A 19,656-nucleotide genomic window follows, 5' to 3' on the forward strand; every position below is an offset into this window, starting at 1 on the left:
TTTAAAAAAATGTCCGTAAATTTGTCCGTGTACGCAAAAACGTCCGTGAATAATTATGGCAACAATTAATTTTTATTTAGACAAGCCTGACAAAAAAGGGTTTGCCCCAATTCATCTACGAATAAACTGTAACGGAAGTCAAGTAAAGATTTCTACGGGACAGAAAATAGAACCTAAAAACTTCAATAAATCCAAACAGAAAGTGATTGGATTAAGTATAGAGTCTCACGAAATCAATCATTATTTAGATTTCCTAAGAGAACGAGCGGATGAACTTCTACACCATTCCAACAAAAAAAACTTTGTACAAGACGAAGTGAAAAGCATATTGAACGAACACATCGAAAACTATAAAGAAAATAACAATGTAAGCATTGTAAAAGAACAGGTTACGCTTTATGGCAAACCATTCACTTTTGTGGATTTATTTGCTGGCGCAGGAGGTTTTAGTGAAGGTTTTTTACAAGCTGAACATAATAATAAATTCTTCGATTTCGTTGTTGCCAACGACATCAACGAAAATTGCGAATTAACTCATGTGGTTCGATACAATCATCAATTAGGATTGGATGCTGAGTTTTTAAAACAAGATATTACTGAACCAGACTTTTTAGACAATTTATTAGAAAAAATTGATGGACGAAAAATTGACGTTGTTTGTGGTGGACCTCCTTGTCAAAGTTTCAGTCTTGCTGGAAAACGAAAAAAATTCGATAAAAAAGACGACCTGTTTTCTCACTATTTAGAAGTTATTAAGGTTTTACAACCTAAATACTTTGTTATGGAGAATGTCAAAGGAATTTTAACTAAAGAGGGTGGAAAAATAAAAGAATTAATTATCAAGGAAATCAACTCTATCGTTGATACTAAGGAAATACCGCTACTAAATACTTTCATTAAAAGAATAAGGAAAGAATCAAATTCTTTCATTTTCGATAGTATTATAAAAAGAGTAGAACTTGAAAAACTACTTGAAAAGGATAAGGAAACTGGAAAAATTGATTTCATTGGCTTTGTAGAGAATAGATTTAAAAAACTGACACCAAAAATAGCGGACTACAAAACCAGTAAAACAGACGAAAATATAAATACAATTCGCCACGGTTTTAATCTTTTGGCAAGAACAAAAGAATGGGAAAAATTAAAGCGTGACATTATCAAAGAAAAAGATTTTTGTAATATTGATAGTGATGATTTTGCAAATGCCTTTACAGATTTTCTAACCGAAATAAGTTCTGAAAATGTCATTTCAAAAATTGAGAATTCATTTAAAGCATTAAAAGTTCCAACCAATTACAAAAAGGATTGTGAGGATATTATAACTGCTTTAAAAATCTACACAACATCTTTTGATGAATCCATTGAGATTTTAAAATCTCATTGTAACAATTCACAAAAAAAAGAATTAGAGACTATTCTTGAAAGTATTAGACTTTATAAAATAGAGCAACCATTTGTCGCTAACGCATCAAATTACGGCGTACCTCAAAATAGAGAAAGAGTACTTTTTATTGGTTGTCGCAAAGACCAAAAGTATATTTCTGAAATTCCTGCAACAGTTTCAGAAGAAGAAAAAGTAACCATTTTTGAAGCTTTATACGATTTAGACTTTATTGGCAACAATCAGGAAGCGCATCGTTATGAAGAAATTGATATTTTCGCTCAATACAATGGAACTGCAAAGAAAATGGCTAAACTTCTCAAAAAAAGAAAAATTAATGGGAAGCCTATTTCTAAAGGTGGAAAATCATTTGCAGAATGGTCAAAAAAAGGCAGATTAATTGAACGATTTAAGCCTCAGACAAAACCATTTTATGTAAAGAGTACAGAAAGTTTGGAGAACGGAGAAAAATATTTCGACATACTTAACAATCACAAAACAAGTAATCAAAACGAAACAGTTATTGAAAGACTTAACGTGATTTTAAAAAATGGTAATTATAGAAAAGCACAACCAGAACTTGAGAAATTAAATCTTTCTACAAACAAGAGAAATTACAATGTTTTAAAACCAGACGAGCAAAGTTCAACAATAATGACTATTGCAGACGATTACATTCACTACAATTCGCCTAGGTCTTTAACAGTTAGAGAAATGGCACGCTTACAATCGTTTGACGACTCATTTGTATTTCAAGGAAAACGGTCTACAGGTGGAAATAATAGAAAAACAGAAGTACCACAATACACTTTAGTTGGAAATGCTGTTCCGCCTTTATTAGCTAGAGCAGTCGCAAGTGAAATTTTAAAACATATCAAGTGAGAAAGCTTACAGATGCAGAACAAGAAAAGATAAAATTACTAACTAAAAACCAAGTTTCTCTTACTTTAATTGAACCAACTGAAACGGGATTAAAAAAATCCATAATGGATGCAACTGGTTCAGTCCGTAGTTATTTGAAAAATGAAAATATTCACGATTACGAATTACAAAATCAAGGAACCGAGAGCAAAATAATGATTCCTGCAATAATTCATACTGGTTTTAAGATTATAAAATCTAAAGCATCATTATATCGTCCTTCAACTAAAAAAGGAGACCCAAGGATTTGGTTCTATAGTTTAACAAAAGTTGCCTGCCCAAATGATATTATTGCAATAACATTTTACAATGATAGTTTCCAAGTTTTCAACTTGACAACGTTGGATATCAATGCGTTGATTAATTCAGCTATAATTAATCCTTTTCAAGAGTTAATTTCGTCTATTAATTTTGAAGAAAGCGAAATTTCTATTGAATTGCTTAACAAACTTAAGGTTATATCAAAAAAAGGCTTTGTGAAATCTGAAGTTAATTCAGACACAGGAATAGGAAGAACTATAGAGTCACTTCTTGGAATTGAAATGAACTCTTCGAAATTACCCGATTATAAAGGCATTGAGTTGAAATCTTTTAGAGATGCTAGAAATAACAGAAAAGGATTATTTGGAAAAACACCTAACTGGAATTTAAGTAAATTCAAATCACGAGTTGAGATATTGGACACGTTTGGATATTGGGAAGAAGGTATTTTCCGCCTTTATAATACAATGAGAGGTACTGGTAGAAATGCACAAGGTTTGATTTTAAGAATTGAGGATAAAAAGGATTGGCTTGTTGAGAATTCTGATAGACCAGAGATTGGCAATTTTCTAGTTTGGGAGCTAGAAATTTTAAGGAAAACATTATTAAAAAAGCATAAAGAAACTTTCTGGATAAAAGCCGAAAGTAACATTGAGGATAATAATGAGTATTTTCACTTCAAAGAGGTTGAACATACTAAAAATCCGATGGTTGATAAATTTGAAATCCTCATTGAAACTGGAGCAATCACAATGGATTATCCTATTAAGAGAATGCCTAGTGGTAAAGTTGTAGATAAAGGCTGTAATTTTAAACTGAAAGCAAATTGTCTAGATTTATTGTTTCCACCAAGTGCAAACTATGATTTAATGGCATAGCGGAATTAGCAACGCCTAAACTATAATCCTTTAATTACACTCACAAAAATATATAATAACCGTAAAAAATATCTCGCTACAGCAAATTCGAGGCTTTCAATCACCAACCCAATAAAGCCCACATATTTCAGGTTAGGGTTAATGTTTAGCTCCTATCAAGAGTAATTTAGCAGTGCTAACCTTAAAATACTGCTATACATGAATATCATAGGAAATTTTATAAAAGGTGTGATTGATATTGCCGACAAAATTACCGGTGATGACAATCCTATTGAAGACCAAAAGGCCATGCTTCAACACCTTTTGGAAACTGCAAAAGATACTTCTTTTGGTAAAGCCTATGCTTTTGAACGTATTCTGGATAGTGATAATCCTCAGCAAACATTTCGTGATGCTGTGCCTTATTTCGACTATAATCAAATCAATGAAAAATGGTGGCATAAGTTGCACGAAGACCAGACCGATGTTACATGGCCTGGCAGTCCAGATTATTTTGCACTGAGTTCTGGTACTACAGGAAAAACAAGCAAACGTATTCCTGTAACCAATGATATGATAGATGCTATAAGACAAGCGGGTATTAAGCAGGTTTTGGCAATATCTAATTTTGATCTTCCGGCAGATTTCTTTGAAACGGGAATTTTAATGCTGGGCAGTTCTACGGATCTAGTTGAAAATGATGACCATTTAGAGGGTGAGATCAGCGGTATTAGTGCCAGTAATATTCCTTCTTGGTTTAGCGGATACTACAAGCCCGGAAAAGAAATTGCCAAAATTGATGATTGGGACGATCGTGTGGCAAAAATTGCAGAAAAAGCTGCGGATTGGGATATTGGTGCCCTTAGCGGAATACCTTCTTGGATAGAATTAATGTTGAAAGAGGTTATCAAAAAACATAACCTCAACAACATTCATGAAATATGGCCCAACTTACAAGTATATACTTCTGGCGGAGTAGCATTTGGGCCATATGAGAAAAGTTTCAATGCCTTAATGGGAAAACCGGTAACGGTAATTGACACCTATTTGGCTTCTGAAGGGTTTATTGCCTTTCAAGCAAGACCAGAAACCAATGCTATGAAATTGGTAACCGATAACGGAATCTATTTTGAGTTTGTTCCTTTCAATCCTGATTATATTTTAGAAGACGGTTCTCTTTCACAAGATGCCCCTTCTTTAACACTTTCAGAAGTTGAAACCGGTCAGAATTACGTACTCATAATTAGTACCGTTAGTGGTGCTTGGCGTTACCTAATTGGTGATACTATTGAGTTTACCGATGTGGAACGTGCCGAAATAAAAATTACCGGGCGCACCAAGTTCTTTTTGAACACCGTGGGATCGCAATTATCTGTCAATAAATTAGACGATGCGTTACAGGACCTCATGAAAACCTTTGATATTGAAGTCCCTGAATATACCCTTTGTGCTAAAAAGTACGAAGACGGCTTTTACCATACCTGGTATTTAGGCACTACAGCAACAGAAAGTGCTGATGCCATAGCCCAAAAACTAGATGAATCTTTAAAAGCTGCCAATAAAAACTATAAGGTTGCGAGGTCTAAAGCCTTGAAAGGAGTAAAGGTTTTTACTATTAATCCTAATGTTTTTTATAGCTGGAACGATAGCAACAAAAAGAAAGGCGGACAAGTAAAAATGGAGCGCGTTATGAAAGAAGAAAAGTTTGCAGAATGGGAAGCTTTCGTTGCGCAACAACCATAAATAATATTTCTTTTATTCTTTACCTGTTGCATCTCTTTCTTCCACCAAAATCATAATTTCCTCTGGAGATAAATAAAAGTTTTTTATACGATCCACATACGCTTGGGTCAACCCTGCCTTAGTTAAAATAAATTCTTTTGTTGCCAGTATATAGGTTTCCATACCATGTGCTACCGCAAAAGAATCTGCACGGCGCTCCGCCTCTCTTATATACGTATTAGAGGTAATGTATTTAAAGCCAAAACCTATTAAATTAAATCCGCTACGTTGCTGGTAATCCATTACATGACCTAGTTCATGACCCAACCACCCGATCATAATTTCTGAAGGAATATCCTTAGTATAATATACAGAATCTGCAATCTTAATTCTTTCACTGATCAATATATAATAAGACCGTTTTCTCTTAGACTTAAAGACACTCCAAAAAGAAGGTTGTGCCTGCATGGTAGACTTTTTGATATTCTTTTTAAACTTGAATTCAATTTTAGTATTGGCAAGCTCAGGATAGTGAGAAAGGGCAATTTTTGCTTCTTCGGTTATTTCTTTGGGAATTATATGTTGTGCAGATGCAACCATAGGGTAACTTAATAATAGTAAGATTAAATAATTCAGTTTTTTGATGATTAGGGAAGTTCTCATAACAACGGACTAAAGAATTTGGCGAGACCTTCCAAAAATTTACTGAACGGGGATCTTTTTTTAAATTTTTCTAAATCTATTTTTACATCTTCAGTACAGTGTTCTGTAAAAAACGTTTCTATGTCCGATGCTTTTTCTTTATCATACAAAATAGCATTGGTTTCAAAATTATGCTCAAAGCTCCGGTAATCAAAATTACCAGAACCCACAGAGACTATCTCACCATCAATAATAATCACCTTACTATGTGAAAAATCTGGTCTTAAATAAATACTGGCACCTACTTCTAACAATGCCTCAAAAGTGGAAAACATACTATATTGAGCCAACAGGGAGTCTGATATTTTAGGGGTTAGCAACGTAACCTCTACTCCGCTCAACGCCGCAATTCTTATGGCTTCTAAAACAGGTTCTCCTGGAATAAAGTACGGATTTGCAATACAGATACTCTTGGTGGCAATATTGATCATGGCCAAATATTGCTGCATAATTGCAGGATACTTAGAATCTGGTCCGCTAGATATTATTTGTGCCACAGTTTCACCCACTGGCTCTACTTTAGGAAAATACTTATCTTGAAGTAGCAATTCTTCCTCTCCAGCGAAATGGTAGTCTTTTACAAAAACGCGTTGCAGACTGTTTACTGCAGGACCTTCTATTTTTAAATGTAAATCTTGCCAAACCCCAAGTTCAGATATGGGTTTCATATATTTATCTGACACATTGAAACCGCCTGTAAAACCAACTTTACCATCAATGACAATAATCTTTCTATGGTTTCTATAATTAAGGGTGAACAATAGATTTCCAAATCTAATGGGCATGGTTGAAAATGCCTTTACGCCAAGATCCTTAAAACGTTTTACTCTTTTACCTCGCATAGAATTACTGCCAAAAGAATCATACAACATTCTAATTTCTACCCCTTCTTTAACTTTCTTTTGAAACAACTCATAAAACTTATCAAGCAGCATACCGTCCTCAAGAATATAATATTGAAGATGTATAAAATCCTTGGCGTTTTCTATTGCCTTAAAAATGGCACTAAAGGCTTCTTCTCCATCGTTTAACAAAATGACATTATTGCCTTCATAAGGAGCAAAATAGCTGTTCTTACGAATTAAAGCACCTAACTTTTCATGCTTATAATCATCAAACTTATGCACACTTTGTTCGCCGCCCTCCAGTTCCCTATAGGTTTCTGAATACAGCTTTCTTTTTTCGGTCTGTTTTAATTTAAAGAGTTTAAATTTTCTTCTGTTGATTCCAAACAAGTAATACAAAAGTGGTCCTAGAAAAGGAAATATGATAACAGATAAAGACCAGCTAATCATTTTAGCCGCTCTTGATCCATTAAAAATAATATTAATAATACTCCACAGAGTTACTATTATATAAGCAAGCCAAAAAATGGTATTTATCACTTTATTTAATGTTTACCATCAATATACTATAATTTAAAACGGCTTAACGTTCAAAAATCCTATCAAGACACTTTTAGTATTAAACGAGTTAATTACTAGTACTAGATGTAAGTACTTTTAAAAAAAAGTGATGGGAGTAATTGCTATGGATAAAAAACAGATAACATTATATTATAGTTCAGAAAATTCAATAGGTAAGCAATTAAATGCTTATGTGCAATCTTCTGGAAAGGAACATTTAACAATAGACATTTCTAAAACAAACGTTACCGGCACGCAATGGGCAGAATTAGCCGAAGGACTGGGCAAGGACATCCCTGACTTGATAGCTAAAGATTTGCCAGATTTTAGGGAAACGTACGGCACGGACACGGTAAACTTAGATAATGATGGATGGTTGAAAATTCTGGATAAAAACCCGAGATTTCTTAAAAATGCCATAGTCATAAAAGGAGAAAACTATATTGAACTTACAAGCGCATCTGATTATAAGCAGTACATGGATCCTGATAGTGCAGGCATAGAAAAACCTTATAAATAAGACGCTGGACCATTAGAAAGAGTATACTTCTATATATAGGGTTCTCTTAACCTTAAACTATATTCCCTTAATATATACCTTATGCATAAACTCTTTAAATGGCTTATTGTATTTCTCATATTTTGTATTGGTGGCTACATGATAGCTGAGTGGAAAGTAAAGAAAGAAATTATTGCATTTTTAGAACAAAAAGTACCAAATCATATAGAGTTTACATATGATGAACTAACCCTTAGCCTTTTAAAAGGAAGCATAGCATTTAATGATGTAGAGGTGGTTAACTTAGGAAAACAAACTTCTTCATGTGAAATTAAGATAAACGCCAATCAATTTGCAATAAAAGGTTTTAATTACTGGAAAATGCTTTTTGAAAAATCTATTTTCATTAAGTCCCTGACCCTTAGCAAACCTCACCTAAAATTTAGAACCTGCCCTAAACGCCCCGACAATAAAGACGAGATTAAAAACAACCCCATTAAATTAATAAAAGAGATTTTTATTGAAGATCTCATTCTTGATTCTGGCATAGTTGAAGTTTGGGATTCAGAAGAAAAAGTTGAATTAATATCTGTAGAGTCTATAAAGTTACATTTAAACAATGTAGCCACAAACCCAGATATCATTACCAAATACTTGCCATTTACCTCTTCTAAATATAACATTGAATTTAAAAATTTTAATGCGCCGTTGGGCAAGTACGAAAAGTTACAAATGGCATCAATGGTTATGAAAGATTCAACCATTAACATTACAGACCTTTCACTGTTCACCGTATATTCTAAAACTGAATTAAGTAAAGAGATTACTTACGAAAGGGATCATGTAAATTTATCTGTTCCTGTCATAGAAATAGAAAATCACAACTATTCAGTAGCAAACGATTCTATACATATATACTTTAAAGAACTGCTATTTACCCAACCAAATCTTGAAATTTATAGGGATAAGTCTAATTTAGAAGATTTAGAAAACAAGTTACTTTATGGCAAATTATTACAAAAATTACCTTTTAAATTAGCTATTGACTCTGTTTTGATCAAAAAAGGAACCATTGTATATGAAGAAGATATCCCTAATAATACAAAGGCAGGTGCTTTAAATTTTGATAAATTAAATGCCAACATTGGTCATCTGTCCAATATTAAAAATGAAAAACCACTAAATATACAATTGAACGCCAACCTTATGGGTACTGGAAAATTGCATCTTAATTGGCAATTTGATGTTCATGACCCAAAAAGCGCATTTCAAATTTCTGGAGAACTATCAAAATTCAATACCGTTAGTTTAAATGATTTTCTTGTACCTAATCTTAGAACACAGACGACAGGAACTATTGATCAATTCTACTTTACCATTTCCGGAAACGAAGATGTTGCCGTTGGTGATATTAAAATGAGCTATGATGATTTTAAATTCGAAGTATTGAACAAAGATAGGAATGGTGTAAAAAAAGTGCTATCCTTTATTGGTAACCTTTTGGTAAGCGATGGTTCTAAAGCAGATGAATATGGCTACAGATATGGAGATATTTCAGCAGAACGTGTTAAAAACAAATCTTTCTTCAATTACCTATGGATCAGCATTAAAGATGGTCTTCTAAGCGTCTTAACAGGCAATGGAAAAAAGGAATAGAACTAAAAAAGCCAAGTAGTTAAACTACCTGGCTTTTATTTTCATAGCAATATTATATTCTAGTTGTCGTCAGTAGCATCTTCTACCGCATCTTCAACTTCTTCTGCTCCGTCTTCAATTTCGTCTCCAACATCATCAACCCCTTCTTCAATTTTATCTCCTGTTGATTTTTCCTCTCTACAACTTGTTGCAATACTCATTGTTGCAAAGGCAAATACAATCATTAATAGTGACTTTTTCATAATATAGATTTTAATAATTAGGTTAAAATTTTTAAATATGTAGATATATAGGGTTTACTATACAGTACCTAATACCTTACAAACCAAAGATGCCACTATTACCTAAAACTATTTGGTTGTAAAAATATAAATCTTGACTCATCTGATAGATGCGTATTTGTGTTAATTAACATTTTAAAAGTGTTAAGGTAATTCTCCATTTTCTAGTTTTTTTGTAGTGTACAATTGCCCTTGTGCATAAAATAAAACAATGAAAGAGTTAAGCATTAATAGTTCAAAGTCTAACGATATGTTTTCCCAAATACAAGCTTGTATACAGGGGGAACTTATAGAGGATTGGGGCGAAAGTGTTTTAACTTTTAATAATACTATTGGAAAAGGTTCTTTGAGAACTATAGATTTCAACTGGGGAATATCTCTTATTGATTGCAATATGAAACTTACCGAAGAAACCAAGTTGATTTTTGAATCGCAAGATTTAGCACCGATCGAATTCATCTTTATCAGTAAAGGATATTTTGAATATAGCGAGAATAATACGGATGATTTTACCAAGTTAGAGCAATTTCAAAACACGATTATATCACACAAACGAAATGCGAAAAAGACTTTTCAATTTCCCAAAAATGAACATTTAAAAATTAATTTTATTAGAATTAATCGGAAAGAATATTTACAAAAGAAGAATAACAACGTCTCTCAACTAAACCAATTATTGGTTTCGTTATTCAATGATAGTAAAGGAGAGGTGGCATTTAAACATGGCGGTAGTTTTAGTTTAAGAATTGCTGACGAAATTAAATTGCTAAACAATGTTGATGCTAATAGTGGTATGCTAAGGTCTCTTTCTTTAGAGGGTAGACTTTATCTTATTCTGTCATTACAATTATTAGAACATAAAAATTTTGAAGAAAATATGAATATTCCAGAAGCCATCTCAAAAGAAGATATTCTAAAAATCCATAAGCTTACTACTTATATATTAGAACATATTTCTGATAATATATCTATATCCACCTTGAGCGGAGAATCTGGTCTAAGCCCTAAAAAGTTACAACTAGGTTTTAAAATTCTATATTCCAAGACTGTAAATGAGTACGTTAGACAATTAAAATTAGAAATTTCAAAAGACTATCTAAAAAACTCTGACTTATCTGTTTCAGAAATCGTATATGCCATTGGAATTAAAAGCAGAAGTTACTTCTCCAAAATATTCTTTGAAGCTTATGACATTCTCCCTACCGATTATAGAAAGCACTTAAAAGATAAAAATACTGCACTTCGTTAACTCTCTGGATATTCATAGGGCATAAGCATACTATCGTATGAAATATCTTGGTTGAACAAGCTTTTGGCAATAGGTCTTATTTCTAAATCTGTTGTATGCGGAGGTTGTAATATCTCTTGCGCCCTTTCAATTGTAGTATCACCGGAAAACCATTCATATTTATCATCGCGGTCTATGATAACCGGCATATAGTCTACTAAATTTTGAAAATTGACTACCTCTTTTTCTAGTGGTCCCGTAAGTAAAGAACAAGTAATGAAACCATCATCTAAAATGGTATATATACCTGCTAGATATAATATTTCACCTTTTTTACAACTCACATGATAGGGATAGATTTCTCCGTTCTTTAATACAGATGTAAAAAAGCCGGTTACAGGAATTATGCATCTTCTACTCCTAAAAGAGTCATAGTACCAAATATCAGCCTGTAATTTATGTGCGGGTATGGTCAATGTATTGGTAAGTTTTTGAAATAGCTCCCAATCATCATTAAAACCACTGGGTAGCAAACCCCATATAGCTAAGTTGATCGCATTGGGCTCATCCATGGTAATGACAGGAATAGCAACCTCTGTTAACCCGCTTATGACCACTTGGGGAGTATATAGATTTGGATACTTGAAGAAAGCATTTACCTCTCGTTCTATCTCCTTCACCTTTGCTGTATTTGAAATTTTAAAATACATATCGATCATTTGCTTTAGCCATAAAGTTCGGTAATTGAGCGTAGCACTCTTATTGCAGAAACACAAAAATATAACGCATTAAAAAAGAGGTGTTTATTTCATTTCTAAAAATGAGGTTTCCATAAAAATAAGCACAAAAAAAAAGAGGCTAATGATAGCCTCTTTTTCAATTCAACAAACTTAAATCTATCTAATATCTTCCAACGTTTTAATATTTGAAAGTCCATTTCTGATAGCCTCTTTTTGGTTTCTTAATATGGTAGCCGTATTAGAAGGTAAAGAAGTTTCTTTTAAAACTTCTTCATATTCTTCAATTGCTGCCTTTTCTCCTCTAGTAGCCTCTTCCAGCATTGCTTCTGCATCATCTAAAGAGAATAGTGCCTTTACGTCCATCCAAGCTCTATGTGCTTTTCCGGTAAAACTGTCTCCCTTATCAATTTGTTTATCAAAAGACATCATTTCTGTTTTCAACTCATGACCAAAATCATATCGTTGTTTTGCCTTTGATTCAAAATATGATTTTAACTGAACATTGTCCGTATTTTCTGCTGCTTTTTTAAAACCTTTTTCTGCATCATACGTTTTTTCTAAAAGATCATTTAACTTCTCACCTACTTCTTCTGTATATGTACTCATTCTTTATAGTTTAAATTATGTGATTTATTATTTTTAGATGTCAACCACAATTACATCTTGTAAAATTTATTTCTATTTTTAAATTCTTGTAACTTTCTTTTTAATGCCCTAACATCTTTTGGTTCAGATTGGTCTGAATACATTAAAACATGGTCCATATCTATTTCACAAAATGCATCTTCCTTTTCTACCCCAAAATCATTACTTGTATTTTCAACTATATAATTTCGCAATAATAAACCGATGAAACCTAAACCGACTATTATTGAAATAACTGTTACTAAATTCATTGTCTATGTTGTTTTGAACTCAAATATAATTTTCATTATCTATACTTTTTACCTTTAAAAAAAGTAGCATTGACTCCTTTGAATAAGGTTAATTTTCATGTCTTTAAGGTTAAAAAACAATAGGCTATTTGTAAAATGATGTGTTCCTTTAAGCTTGTAATATGAAAACAATACGCTTTCCGTTCTCATTTTAATGAGAACTTTAGCATTGTATATTAACTAATCCAAAAAATGGTAGATAGCACGATCCATTAGTGTATTCATAATCATGCGGTACAATACTTTTGTATGGCAATCAAAAGTGCACAAATAAAGTTAAAAACAAAGGAGAGTGCTCTTTGGCATGCTATTATTTATTACTTCTTTTTAGACAAATCTGAAAGCGGATTAAAATCTGATATTAACTTGATCAACGCCTTCTCTGCAATGGTTTGATATTCTGATGCAGCTTCCATATTGTTGAAAACAGCTCCTAATTCATTGTTCTCATATTTATTGACCAGATAAGGATGAACATAATATTTCTTACATACATTTCTAGTATTCCCTAAAGCTTTTGCGGTAGCATCAAAAGCTTTTAAGGTATTCTTTTTGATCTGGCGTTCATCTGTAGTACGCTTGTTTTGTAGTAACGATTCAAAAAAAATAATGGTTCCTGACCACGTCCTAAAATCTTTGGCCGTAAATAAATCTCCGCTAATTTCCTGTAAATATTCATTTACCATACCACTATCAATACTAGTTTTTACACCTTCTTCATCAAAAAACTGAAAAAGATCCCAACCAGGTATTTCCTCACATTGTAATACCAACCTACGTAATCTGCGATTGTTTAGGGTAATACTATGCTTTTTTCCTTTTTTACCTGTGAATTCAAATTTCAACCTATTCTTACTCATTTTTAAATGGCGTGTTCTAAGGGTAGACAATCCGTATGTTTTATTTCTCTTGGCATACTGTTGGTTACCGATACGAATATGGGTTTCTTCCATCAACCTTACAATTAGGGCAAGCACTTTATCTTTGGGCCATCCTTGAAGTTGTAAGTCTTCATCCACCTTTTTTCTAATGAGTGGTAATGCTTTCCCAAAATCATGCATTCTTAAAAACTTTGTGCGGTTTCTTATTCGCAACCATAAATCATGATATCGATATTGTAACCTTTGTTTAATATCAAAACCCACTGCTTGCAAATGTGCATTTGCAATTGAAGCAATTTTAACTTCTTGCCAAGCGGGCGGTATTACCAGTTTTTCAATTCTAGATAGTTCAGATTTTTTATTGAAGGGTTTATTTTTTAATACATATTCAAAATGATCTTTCTTCTTGATCCTAAGTATTGAAAGTGCCTCTTTATTCACATATTTTAAATGCATATGTTCAGCAATATCACTAGGTTCACCCGCCAATAACTCTGAATAGTTCATGATAAATCATTTTAAAAAATTGATATTTTGTTTATAGTTTTGAAATATATGTGAAACAAAATTAATGTATCATTCTACTATAACCGTATTTTATTGCACCCTTTAATAACTCAAAACACATAATTCTTAAGCTATAAATATTTCTTGATTGCGGTAGTATTCTGCTGTAACGGAGTCTTTTTAGTTTTAAAACTTCAATACCTTGGCACTTCACATATTATAACTACTTATGAAAGGATCTCCCATGTTAATTTGTATACCAGATATAAGTGGCTTTACCGAGTTTATGAGTGAAACTGATTTTGAATTGAGTTCAAAAATTATACCTGCACTTTTAAACCAAATTATCTACACCAATAAAATAGGACTTAAAGTTTCTGAAATTGAGGGTGATGCCGTTCTCTTTTTTAAGACCGGTGAAATGCCAAGCCTAAAGCAGCTTATTGAACAATGTAGAATATTTTATACAGAATTCTATAAAGAGCTTGATGCGCTTAGAGAAAAACACAAGCACAACAAAGATGCTGCGGCAATACCTGAAATACTTGGTTTAAAAATTATTCTTCATTATGGAAAAGAAATAGCGTTGACAAAGGTTGGTAATAGCATAAAACTATTTGGTGAAGATCTTATAATTGCTCACAAACTTTTAAAGAATAAAATTAGAATGAGCGAATACTTGCTCTTTACCGAAGGTTTAACGAACTATTACAAAGAGAATAATTTAGATGAACAATTTGACTGGGGTTCTCTAAAACAAAACTCTACCGAATATGACCATGTAGGTGTAATTAACTACTCATACATTAATCTAAAACCTCTTGTAAATGAATAAATCAACGCCAACGTTAAATACCGTTAAAGTGTTCATCTATAAGTCTTCTGAGTTAAGGATATCAACCCAATAATATTACATTCGTACTATAAACAATAATAAAATTTATGAGCTATTTAGATATAAAATCGAAAGATATAAAGCCAATTGTAGACGAATTAAATACCCTATTGGCAGATTATAATTTATACTATCAAAACCTTAGAGGATATCACTGGAACGTGTCTGGGAAAAACTTCTTTGATCTTCATATAAAGTTCGAAGAACTGTATACAGATGCAAGAATTAAAATTGATGAAATCGCTGAACGTATCTTAACTTTAAGACATAACCCAACTAGCGAATTTTCTAAATATTTTGAAGCCTCTTCAATAAAAGAAACACCTTCTCTTATTTCTGATACTGAAATGGTAAAACATATTTTAGACCAACACCAAACCTTGTTGAAACAAATGAGCAAGGTGGTAAAAATAGCCGAAAATGGTGGTGATGAAGGTACTATTGATATGATCGGTGGGTATATTGGTGAAATTGAAAAAGTAAGTTGGATGCTAGATGCCTGGACAAAAGAATAACAGCACTATAATTTTAACATAAAAAAAGCACCTTTTTAAGGTGCTTTTTTTATGTACTAACATCGCTACAACCATACTAAAATTGCTAGTGCTGAATAATCAAGCTTAAAATGCTCCAGCGCTGCGTTGAGCTATTAATGATATTTTCAAATTCAATACCTTAGGGGCTTGCCCAGAGGTTATTTACTTTATTACTTTACGCATTACGTATAGCATTCCAAATTTTTTGGCTGCGGAAAATGCGGTAGAGACCCAGTTATACGGACTTAAATCTTCTTGTACATCTTGTTTTAATCCTTTAAGTTCTTCTAAAGCAATTTCACGCTCTAATTTCAAGCGTTTTAAATTAAACTCTACTTCCTCAAAATTTTTGTACATAATTATTTAATTAAAGAATTTATCCGATAATTTCCTTACCAACATGCTGTCTATTTTACTTCTTAACACATAAGCCACGATCAAAAACACTACAAATAAGGCTCCTGCAATTAAACAAGCGCCTACCAAACTATTAATGACATTTGCCAAGAAAACAACACCGGCAACAGTAATAAACATTAGTGCCAAAAAAGCAAGACCACCCATAACTGCCATTTTTAGCAGCATACCAGTGGTCATTGTTAATTGTTGAAACACTTTTAGCCTGTAGTATTCTTGGGTTTTCTTATAGTAAACCTCTGCTACATCAATTGCCTTGTTAGACGTTTCGTTAAGTGAATCAATAACTCCCATTTATACTGTTTTCTGCAGTTTCTTATTTTTCGTTTTCAACTCTGCCAATTTCTTCTCTAAAGTAGAAATTACATCTTCTGTCTTATAACTTATATCAGACACCAAAGATTCCACTCTCGTATCTAACGTATCTTTTTCATCATACATTTTAGATGCTACCCTATTCTTTAGGTCTATAGCGCTATCTGTAAAATTGTCTCTTGTTGCCGCAGCCTGATCAGCAATTAATTTTCTTGTATTCTCACCTTTATCCGGTGCATAAAGAATACCCAAAGCTGCACCAATGGCAGACCCTGCGATAATTGCTAATAATGTATTTCCACTATTGTTCATGTTTTATATTTTAGATTAAACGTTTCTTGTACATGATAATTACCTTATCGTGTTCTACAAATGTCTTTATAAACAATACAATTACTTAACTCTAAACCTTTTAATATTGACGTAAACACTAGGTTAAAAGGATCAAGAATTATTGGAAACGAATTAACAGAATTTTCATCTTACCGCTAAATTTGTACTTATGAAAGAATATCAGACGAAGAACCCATATACTACTGAAGTTGTCGATACCTATACGGAGGACAGTTCAGTAGAAATCGAATCTAAATTGAAAAAAGCCTTGGCTATAGAATCCTCTTGGGCACGTATGGAAATTGAAGATCGATGCGAATTATTGACCAATGTAGCAGAACTTCTTATAGAACGAAAAGAGGAATATGCAGCACTTATGACGCAAGAAATGGGTAAACCTTATGCTCAAGGTATTTCTGAAATTGAAAAATGTGCTTGGGCCTGTGATTTTTATGCTTTGAATGCCGACGATTTATTGGCTGATGAGATTATTGATACCGATGCCGATGAAAGTTTTATAAGTCACGATCCCTTAGGATGCATTCTTGCCGTTATGCCTTGGAACTATCCGTTTTGGCAGGTAATTCGTTTTGCCGCACCAACGTTAACCGCAGGAAATACAGCACTTTTAAAACATGCACAAAATGTTACCGGATGCTCTTTAGCAATAGAACAGTTGTTTTTAGATGCAGGATATCCTGAAGGATGTTTTCAAAGTTTAAAAGCTGGTCATGAAGAAATAGAGAAACTTATTGCCAATGACGGTATAAAGGCAGTTACCTTGACCGGAAGCGAAAAAGCCGGTAAATCTATTGCAGGTACTGCAGGTAAACACTTAAAAAAATCTGTTCTTGAACTTGGCGGCAACAATGCCTGTATTGTTTGGGAAGATGCAGATTTAGATCAGCATATAAACACCATGGTTACGGCACGTATGCAGAATACCGGTCAAAGTTGTATTGCCGCTAAACGCTTTATAGTTTGTGAAGATATTTATGATGCTTTTTTAGAAAAATTTACGGCAAAAGTAAAGTCTCTAAAAAGTGGCGACCCTAGGAACGAAGAAACCTTTATAGGTGTTATGGCTCGTGAAGATTTAGCGGAAGAATTGCAAAAACAAGTGAACGAATCTATAAAAAAAGGTGCTAAAGTTATTTTGGGCAACATGCGAAACGGAGCCTATTATTCACCTACCATACTTACCGATGTCACCATAGATATGCCTGTATTTATAGAGGAAACCTTTGGACCCGTTGCTGCAATTACCAAAGCAAAAAACAGGGAAGAAGCTATTGCTTTAGCCGCAAATTCTAGATTAGGGTTGGGCAGCATGCTTTTCACTGAAGATATTGATGCCGCAATGAACATAATATCTAACATACCTGATGGTGCCTTTTTTATAAACGACATGGTAAAATCTGATCCCAGACTGCCATTTGGTGGTACAAAAGCATCTGGCTATGGTAGAGAATTATCTAGAGAGGGAATCTTAGAATTTGTGAACAAAAAAACAGTATACATTAAAAAATAAAATAATGACAGACGAAACAAAATTTGTAAAAGAACCGGAAGAAGAAACACGGGAGTACATACTTCAGAAAAATAAGAAAACAAAATTAGGGGTAACTATACTTATTGCCTTTCTTGTTCTTCTTGTTGTTGGTCTCATTGTTTCAAATGTATTTTTCACGAACTAAAGAACACTAGTCAAAAAACAAAGGGTGAGAATTATTTATTCTCACCTTTTTTTGGTCGTACCAACTCGTAACCTATTTGCTCAGAAAAGGGCTACAGATTATTTGCATTCTTATTATGATTCTACCTTTATAGTTCAATCAGAATTTGAAGATTGGGAGATAGAATTACATTAAATAATTTAGAGTTCAAGTTAAGCCACTAGAATGTAATTAGTTAAAATTGATAAAAGAATTAATTCGCAAAACATATCTTATTTTTTAAGGATTGTGGACTACATGAAAAATTATTCTTAAATTGAACCATTATTAATAATATTGGTTCACCATGGCTGTAATTAGAAAATCCATCACATTTACTCAACAACAAGATGCTTATGTTAAAAGCCTAATCGAACAAGGTTTCTATACCAACGATAGCGAATATGTAAGAGACATAATTAGAAAAGATCAGGAGCGAAGAAAACGGATTGTAGATTTAAACGAAGCTCTTATCGAAGGCATGGAAAGCGGTCCTTCTGATGCTACTGTAGACAGTATTTGGGAAGAAGCTATAAATGAATATAATGCCGGAGAGTAGCTACATACTAAGTGTTAAGGCAAAGAGTGATATTAAGTCCATTGCCAAATACACTATAAAGGAGTTCGGTACAAGTCAATCTTTAAAATATGCGAAAGGTTTAAAGGATATTTTGGGAGAACTCTCCAACAACCCAGATATGGGTAGAAGATATGTTGCTGTTAAGGACCAAATGCTTTTAAGGTATCGGTACAAATCTCACGTAGTTTTTTATTACATAGATGCTAAGTTTATCTTCATAGTTAGAGTTCTAGGCGGTAAGATGGACTTTTCTAAACACCTGAAGTAAAGTTAAATAAAGGATGAAAAAAATATTGATAGTTGCTTTAAGCGCTTTTCTTTTTATTGCCTGTGAAGAGGACAATGAAAGCCCTTTGGAGGTTGACACAGATATTATCGGATGGTGGCTGTTAAATTCAATAATAATTGATGATGTTAAACAAGAACTTAATAGATGTCAAGCGGATACCTCTTTACTATTAGATGCTGACGAACGGGTAATAAATAACATCGATAATTTTAATCCGCAAATTGGTTGTTTTCCAAATGATGGTGGGAATGGTTGGTATACAGTTAGTGGTAACGAAGTTACTTTTAACTACGATGAAGGCAACGTATTTAATGAAAGTGTAACTTATACATTTGAATTAAAGGATGATACGTTGTATTTAGATATATCGAATAATGAAATCTATATTTATCAGAGGAAATAGATAAAAAAGATAAAGTCTAATTAAAGGACGATGTTAAAAAGAATTTTATTGATAGCTATTTTTGGAGTGATATTCTTAGGTTGCGAAACCGATTCGCTACCTTGTGAAGATAGGTATATAGAAGTACCGGGTCAAAACGGACCTGTTTGCGTATCTGAAGGAGAAGTAAGAGCTATTTACATATTAACACCTTAAG

At 33.0% G+C, this 19,656-nt stretch carries 25 protein-coding genes; 15 read left to right on the forward strand and 10 right to left on the reverse strand.

What is annotated here, in order from left to right; all coding sequences use genetic code 11:
- Positions 1 to 55 precede the first annotated feature (55 nt).
- The 3 genes from BW936_RS01720 to BW936_RS01730 all read left to right on the forward strand — a co-directional run bounded on the left by BW936_RS01720 (position 56) and on the right by BW936_RS01730 (position 5,163).
- Positions 56 to 2,263, forward strand: coding sequence for a DNA cytosine methyltransferase (locus BW936_RS01720; protein WP_076546596.1), 2,208 nt, complete (start codon positions 56 to 58; stop codon positions 2,261 to 2,263).
- On the forward strand, positions 2,260 to 3,441 hold the full coding sequence (locus tag BW936_RS01725; RefSeq protein WP_076546597.1) for an MvaI/BcnI family restriction endonuclease: 1,182 nt from the start codon (positions 2,260 to 2,262) through the stop codon (positions 3,439 to 3,441). Before BW936_RS01720 ends, BW936_RS01725 begins: the two co-directional genes overlap by 4 nt.
- A 198-nt stretch (positions 3,442 to 3,639) precedes the next feature.
- Positions 3,640 to 5,163, forward strand: coding sequence for a GH3 family acyl-acid amido synthetase (locus BW936_RS01730; RefSeq protein ID WP_076546598.1), 1,524 nt, complete (start codon positions 3,640 to 3,642; stop codon positions 5,161 to 5,163).
- Positions 5,164 to 5,175: 12 nt separating this feature from the next.
- Here BW936_RS01730 and BW936_RS01735 read toward each other — a convergent pair whose 3' ends face one another.
- Both BW936_RS01735 and cls read right to left on the reverse strand, forming a co-directional pair.
- Complete coding sequence (locus tag BW936_RS01735; RefSeq protein ID WP_244156155.1) at positions 5,176 to 5,805, reverse strand: hypothetical protein; 630 nt, start codon at positions 5,803 to 5,805, stop codon at positions 5,176 to 5,178.
- A complete protein-coding gene (gene cls / locus BW936_RS01740) occupies positions 5,802 to 7,229 on the reverse strand; it encodes a cardiolipin synthase (RefSeq protein ID WP_244156156.1) in 1,428 nt (475 codons plus the stop codon). Before cls ends, BW936_RS01735 begins: the two co-directional genes overlap by 4 nt.
- A 130-nt stretch (positions 7,230 to 7,359) precedes the next feature.
- On the opposite strand from cls, the gene BW936_RS01745 reads away from it, so the two are divergent.
- Together BW936_RS01745 and BW936_RS01750 are read left to right on the forward strand one after the other, a co-directional pair.
- Positions 7,360 to 7,770, forward strand: a complete 411-nt coding sequence (locus BW936_RS01745; protein WP_076546599.1) for an arsenate reductase family protein — start codon at positions 7,360 to 7,362, stop codon at positions 7,768 to 7,770.
- An 81-nt stretch (positions 7,771 to 7,851) separates the two neighbouring features.
- Positions 7,852 to 9,405, forward strand: a complete 1,554-nt coding sequence (locus BW936_RS01750; RefSeq protein WP_143744043.1) for an AsmA family protein — start codon at positions 7,852 to 7,854, stop codon at positions 9,403 to 9,405.
- A gap of 59 nt (positions 9,406 to 9,464) precedes the next feature.
- Here the strand turns inward: BW936_RS01750 and BW936_RS01755 are convergent, their stop codons facing one another.
- Positions 9,465 to 9,647, reverse strand: coding sequence for a hypothetical protein (locus BW936_RS01755; protein ID WP_076546601.1), 183 nt, complete (start codon positions 9,645 to 9,647; stop codon positions 9,465 to 9,467).
- Positions 9,648 to 9,897: 250 nt separating this feature from the next.
- Between BW936_RS01755 and BW936_RS01760 the strand changes: the two genes are divergently transcribed.
- Positions 9,898 to 10,935 (forward strand): helix-turn-helix domain-containing protein, encoded by a 1,038-nt coding sequence (locus BW936_RS01760; protein WP_076546602.1) that lies wholly within the window; start codon positions 9,898 to 9,900, stop codon positions 10,933 to 10,935.
- Here BW936_RS01760 and BW936_RS01765 read toward each other — a convergent pair.
- The 4 genes from BW936_RS01765 to BW936_RS01780 form a co-directional block, all read right to left on the reverse strand.
- Complete coding sequence (locus tag BW936_RS01765; protein ID WP_076546603.1) at positions 10,932 to 11,624, reverse strand: SOS response-associated peptidase; 693 nt, start codon at positions 11,622 to 11,624, stop codon at positions 10,932 to 10,934. The genes BW936_RS01760 and BW936_RS01765 overlap by 4 nt on opposite strands.
- 186 nt (positions 11,625 to 11,810) lie before the next feature.
- A complete protein-coding gene (locus BW936_RS01770; protein WP_076546604.1) occupies positions 11,811 to 12,260 on the reverse strand; it encodes a ferritin-like domain-containing protein in 450 nt (149 codons plus the stop codon).
- A 50-nt stretch (positions 12,261 to 12,310) separates the two neighbouring features.
- Positions 12,311 to 12,550, reverse strand: a complete 240-nt coding sequence (locus BW936_RS01775; RefSeq protein ID WP_076546605.1) for a hypothetical protein — start codon at positions 12,548 to 12,550, stop codon at positions 12,311 to 12,313.
- A 356-nt stretch (positions 12,551 to 12,906) separates the two neighbouring features.
- The gene (locus BW936_RS01780) at positions 12,907 to 13,977 is read right to left on the reverse strand and encodes a DNA topoisomerase IB (protein WP_076546606.1); all 1,071 of its coding nucleotides are present in this window, start codon (positions 13,975 to 13,977) and stop codon (positions 12,907 to 12,909) included.
- Between the two features lie 229 nt (positions 13,978 to 14,206).
- On the opposite strand from BW936_RS01780, the gene BW936_RS01785 reads away from it, so the two are divergent.
- Positions 14,207 to 14,812: a DUF2652 domain-containing protein gene (locus BW936_RS01785; RefSeq protein WP_076546607.1), complete on the forward strand. Its 606-nt coding sequence runs from the start codon at positions 14,207 to 14,209 to the stop codon at positions 14,810 to 14,812.
- A 107-nt stretch (positions 14,813 to 14,919) separates the two neighbouring features.
- Positions 14,920 to 15,387: a Dps family protein gene (locus tag BW936_RS01790; protein ID WP_076546608.1), complete on the forward strand. Its 468-nt coding sequence runs from the start codon at positions 14,920 to 14,922 to the stop codon at positions 15,385 to 15,387.
- A 183-nt stretch (positions 15,388 to 15,570) separates the two neighbouring features.
- Here BW936_RS01790 and BW936_RS01795 read toward each other — a convergent pair whose 3' ends face one another.
- Genes BW936_RS01795 through BW936_RS01805 form a run of 3 tightly spaced genes read right to left on the reverse strand, consistent with a single transcriptional unit; the run spans position 15,571 to position 16,452 of the window.
- Positions 15,571 to 15,765 (reverse strand): hypothetical protein, encoded by a 195-nt coding sequence (locus BW936_RS01795; protein WP_076546609.1) that lies wholly within the window; start codon positions 15,763 to 15,765, stop codon positions 15,571 to 15,573.
- A gap of 6 nt (positions 15,766 to 15,771) precedes the next feature.
- Positions 15,772 to 16,119, reverse strand: coding sequence for a phage holin family protein (locus BW936_RS01800; RefSeq protein WP_076546610.1), 348 nt, complete (start codon positions 16,117 to 16,119; stop codon positions 15,772 to 15,774).
- Positions 16,120 to 16,452, reverse strand: coding sequence for a YtxH domain-containing protein (locus tag BW936_RS01805; protein ID WP_076546611.1), 333 nt, complete (start codon positions 16,450 to 16,452; stop codon positions 16,120 to 16,122). It abuts the gene before it with no gap.
- A gap of 190 nt (positions 16,453 to 16,642) precedes the next feature.
- Here BW936_RS01805 and BW936_RS01810 point away from each other — a divergent pair, with 190 nt between their 5' ends.
- The 7 genes from BW936_RS01810 to BW936_RS19565 all read left to right on the forward strand — a co-directional run bounded on the left by BW936_RS01810 (position 16,643) and on the right by BW936_RS19565 (position 19,655).
- Complete coding sequence (locus BW936_RS01810; protein ID WP_076546612.1) at positions 16,643 to 18,004, forward strand: NAD-dependent succinate-semialdehyde dehydrogenase; 1,362 nt, start codon at positions 16,643 to 16,645, stop codon at positions 18,002 to 18,004.
- Between the two features lie 4 nt (positions 18,005 to 18,008).
- Positions 18,009 to 18,170: a hypothetical protein gene (locus BW936_RS19560; RefSeq protein WP_159438991.1), complete on the forward strand. Its 162-nt coding sequence runs from the start codon at positions 18,009 to 18,011 to the stop codon at positions 18,168 to 18,170.
- Between the two features lie 24 nt (positions 18,171 to 18,194).
- Positions 18,195 to 18,344: a DUF7677 family protein gene (locus BW936_RS20205; RefSeq protein WP_449405325.1), complete on the forward strand. Its 150-nt coding sequence runs from the start codon at positions 18,195 to 18,197 to the stop codon at positions 18,342 to 18,344.
- A 151-nt stretch (positions 18,345 to 18,495) separates the two neighbouring features.
- Positions 18,496 to 18,747 (forward strand): type II toxin-antitoxin system ParD family antitoxin, encoded by a 252-nt coding sequence (locus BW936_RS01815; RefSeq protein ID WP_076546613.1) that lies wholly within the window; start codon positions 18,496 to 18,498, stop codon positions 18,745 to 18,747.
- A complete protein-coding gene (locus BW936_RS01820; RefSeq protein WP_076547930.1) occupies positions 18,734 to 19,036 on the forward strand; it encodes a type II toxin-antitoxin system RelE/ParE family toxin in 303 nt (100 codons plus the stop codon). The genes BW936_RS01815 and BW936_RS01820 overlap by 14 nt, the downstream gene beginning before the upstream one ends.
- A gap of 13 nt (positions 19,037 to 19,049) precedes the next feature.
- Positions 19,050 to 19,460, forward strand: coding sequence for a lipocalin-like domain-containing protein (locus BW936_RS01825; protein WP_076546614.1), 411 nt, complete (start codon positions 19,050 to 19,052; stop codon positions 19,458 to 19,460).
- A 30-nt stretch (positions 19,461 to 19,490) separates the two neighbouring features.
- Positions 19,491 to 19,655, forward strand: a complete 165-nt coding sequence (locus tag BW936_RS19565) for a hypothetical protein (RefSeq protein ID WP_159438992.1) — start codon at positions 19,491 to 19,493, stop codon at positions 19,653 to 19,655.
- Position 19,656: the final 1 nt, after the last annotated feature.

The organism is Maribacter ulvicola, from assembly GCF_900155985.1.
Lineage (GTDB): Bacteria > Bacteroidota > Bacteroidia > Flavobacteriales > Flavobacteriaceae > Maribacter > Maribacter ulvicola.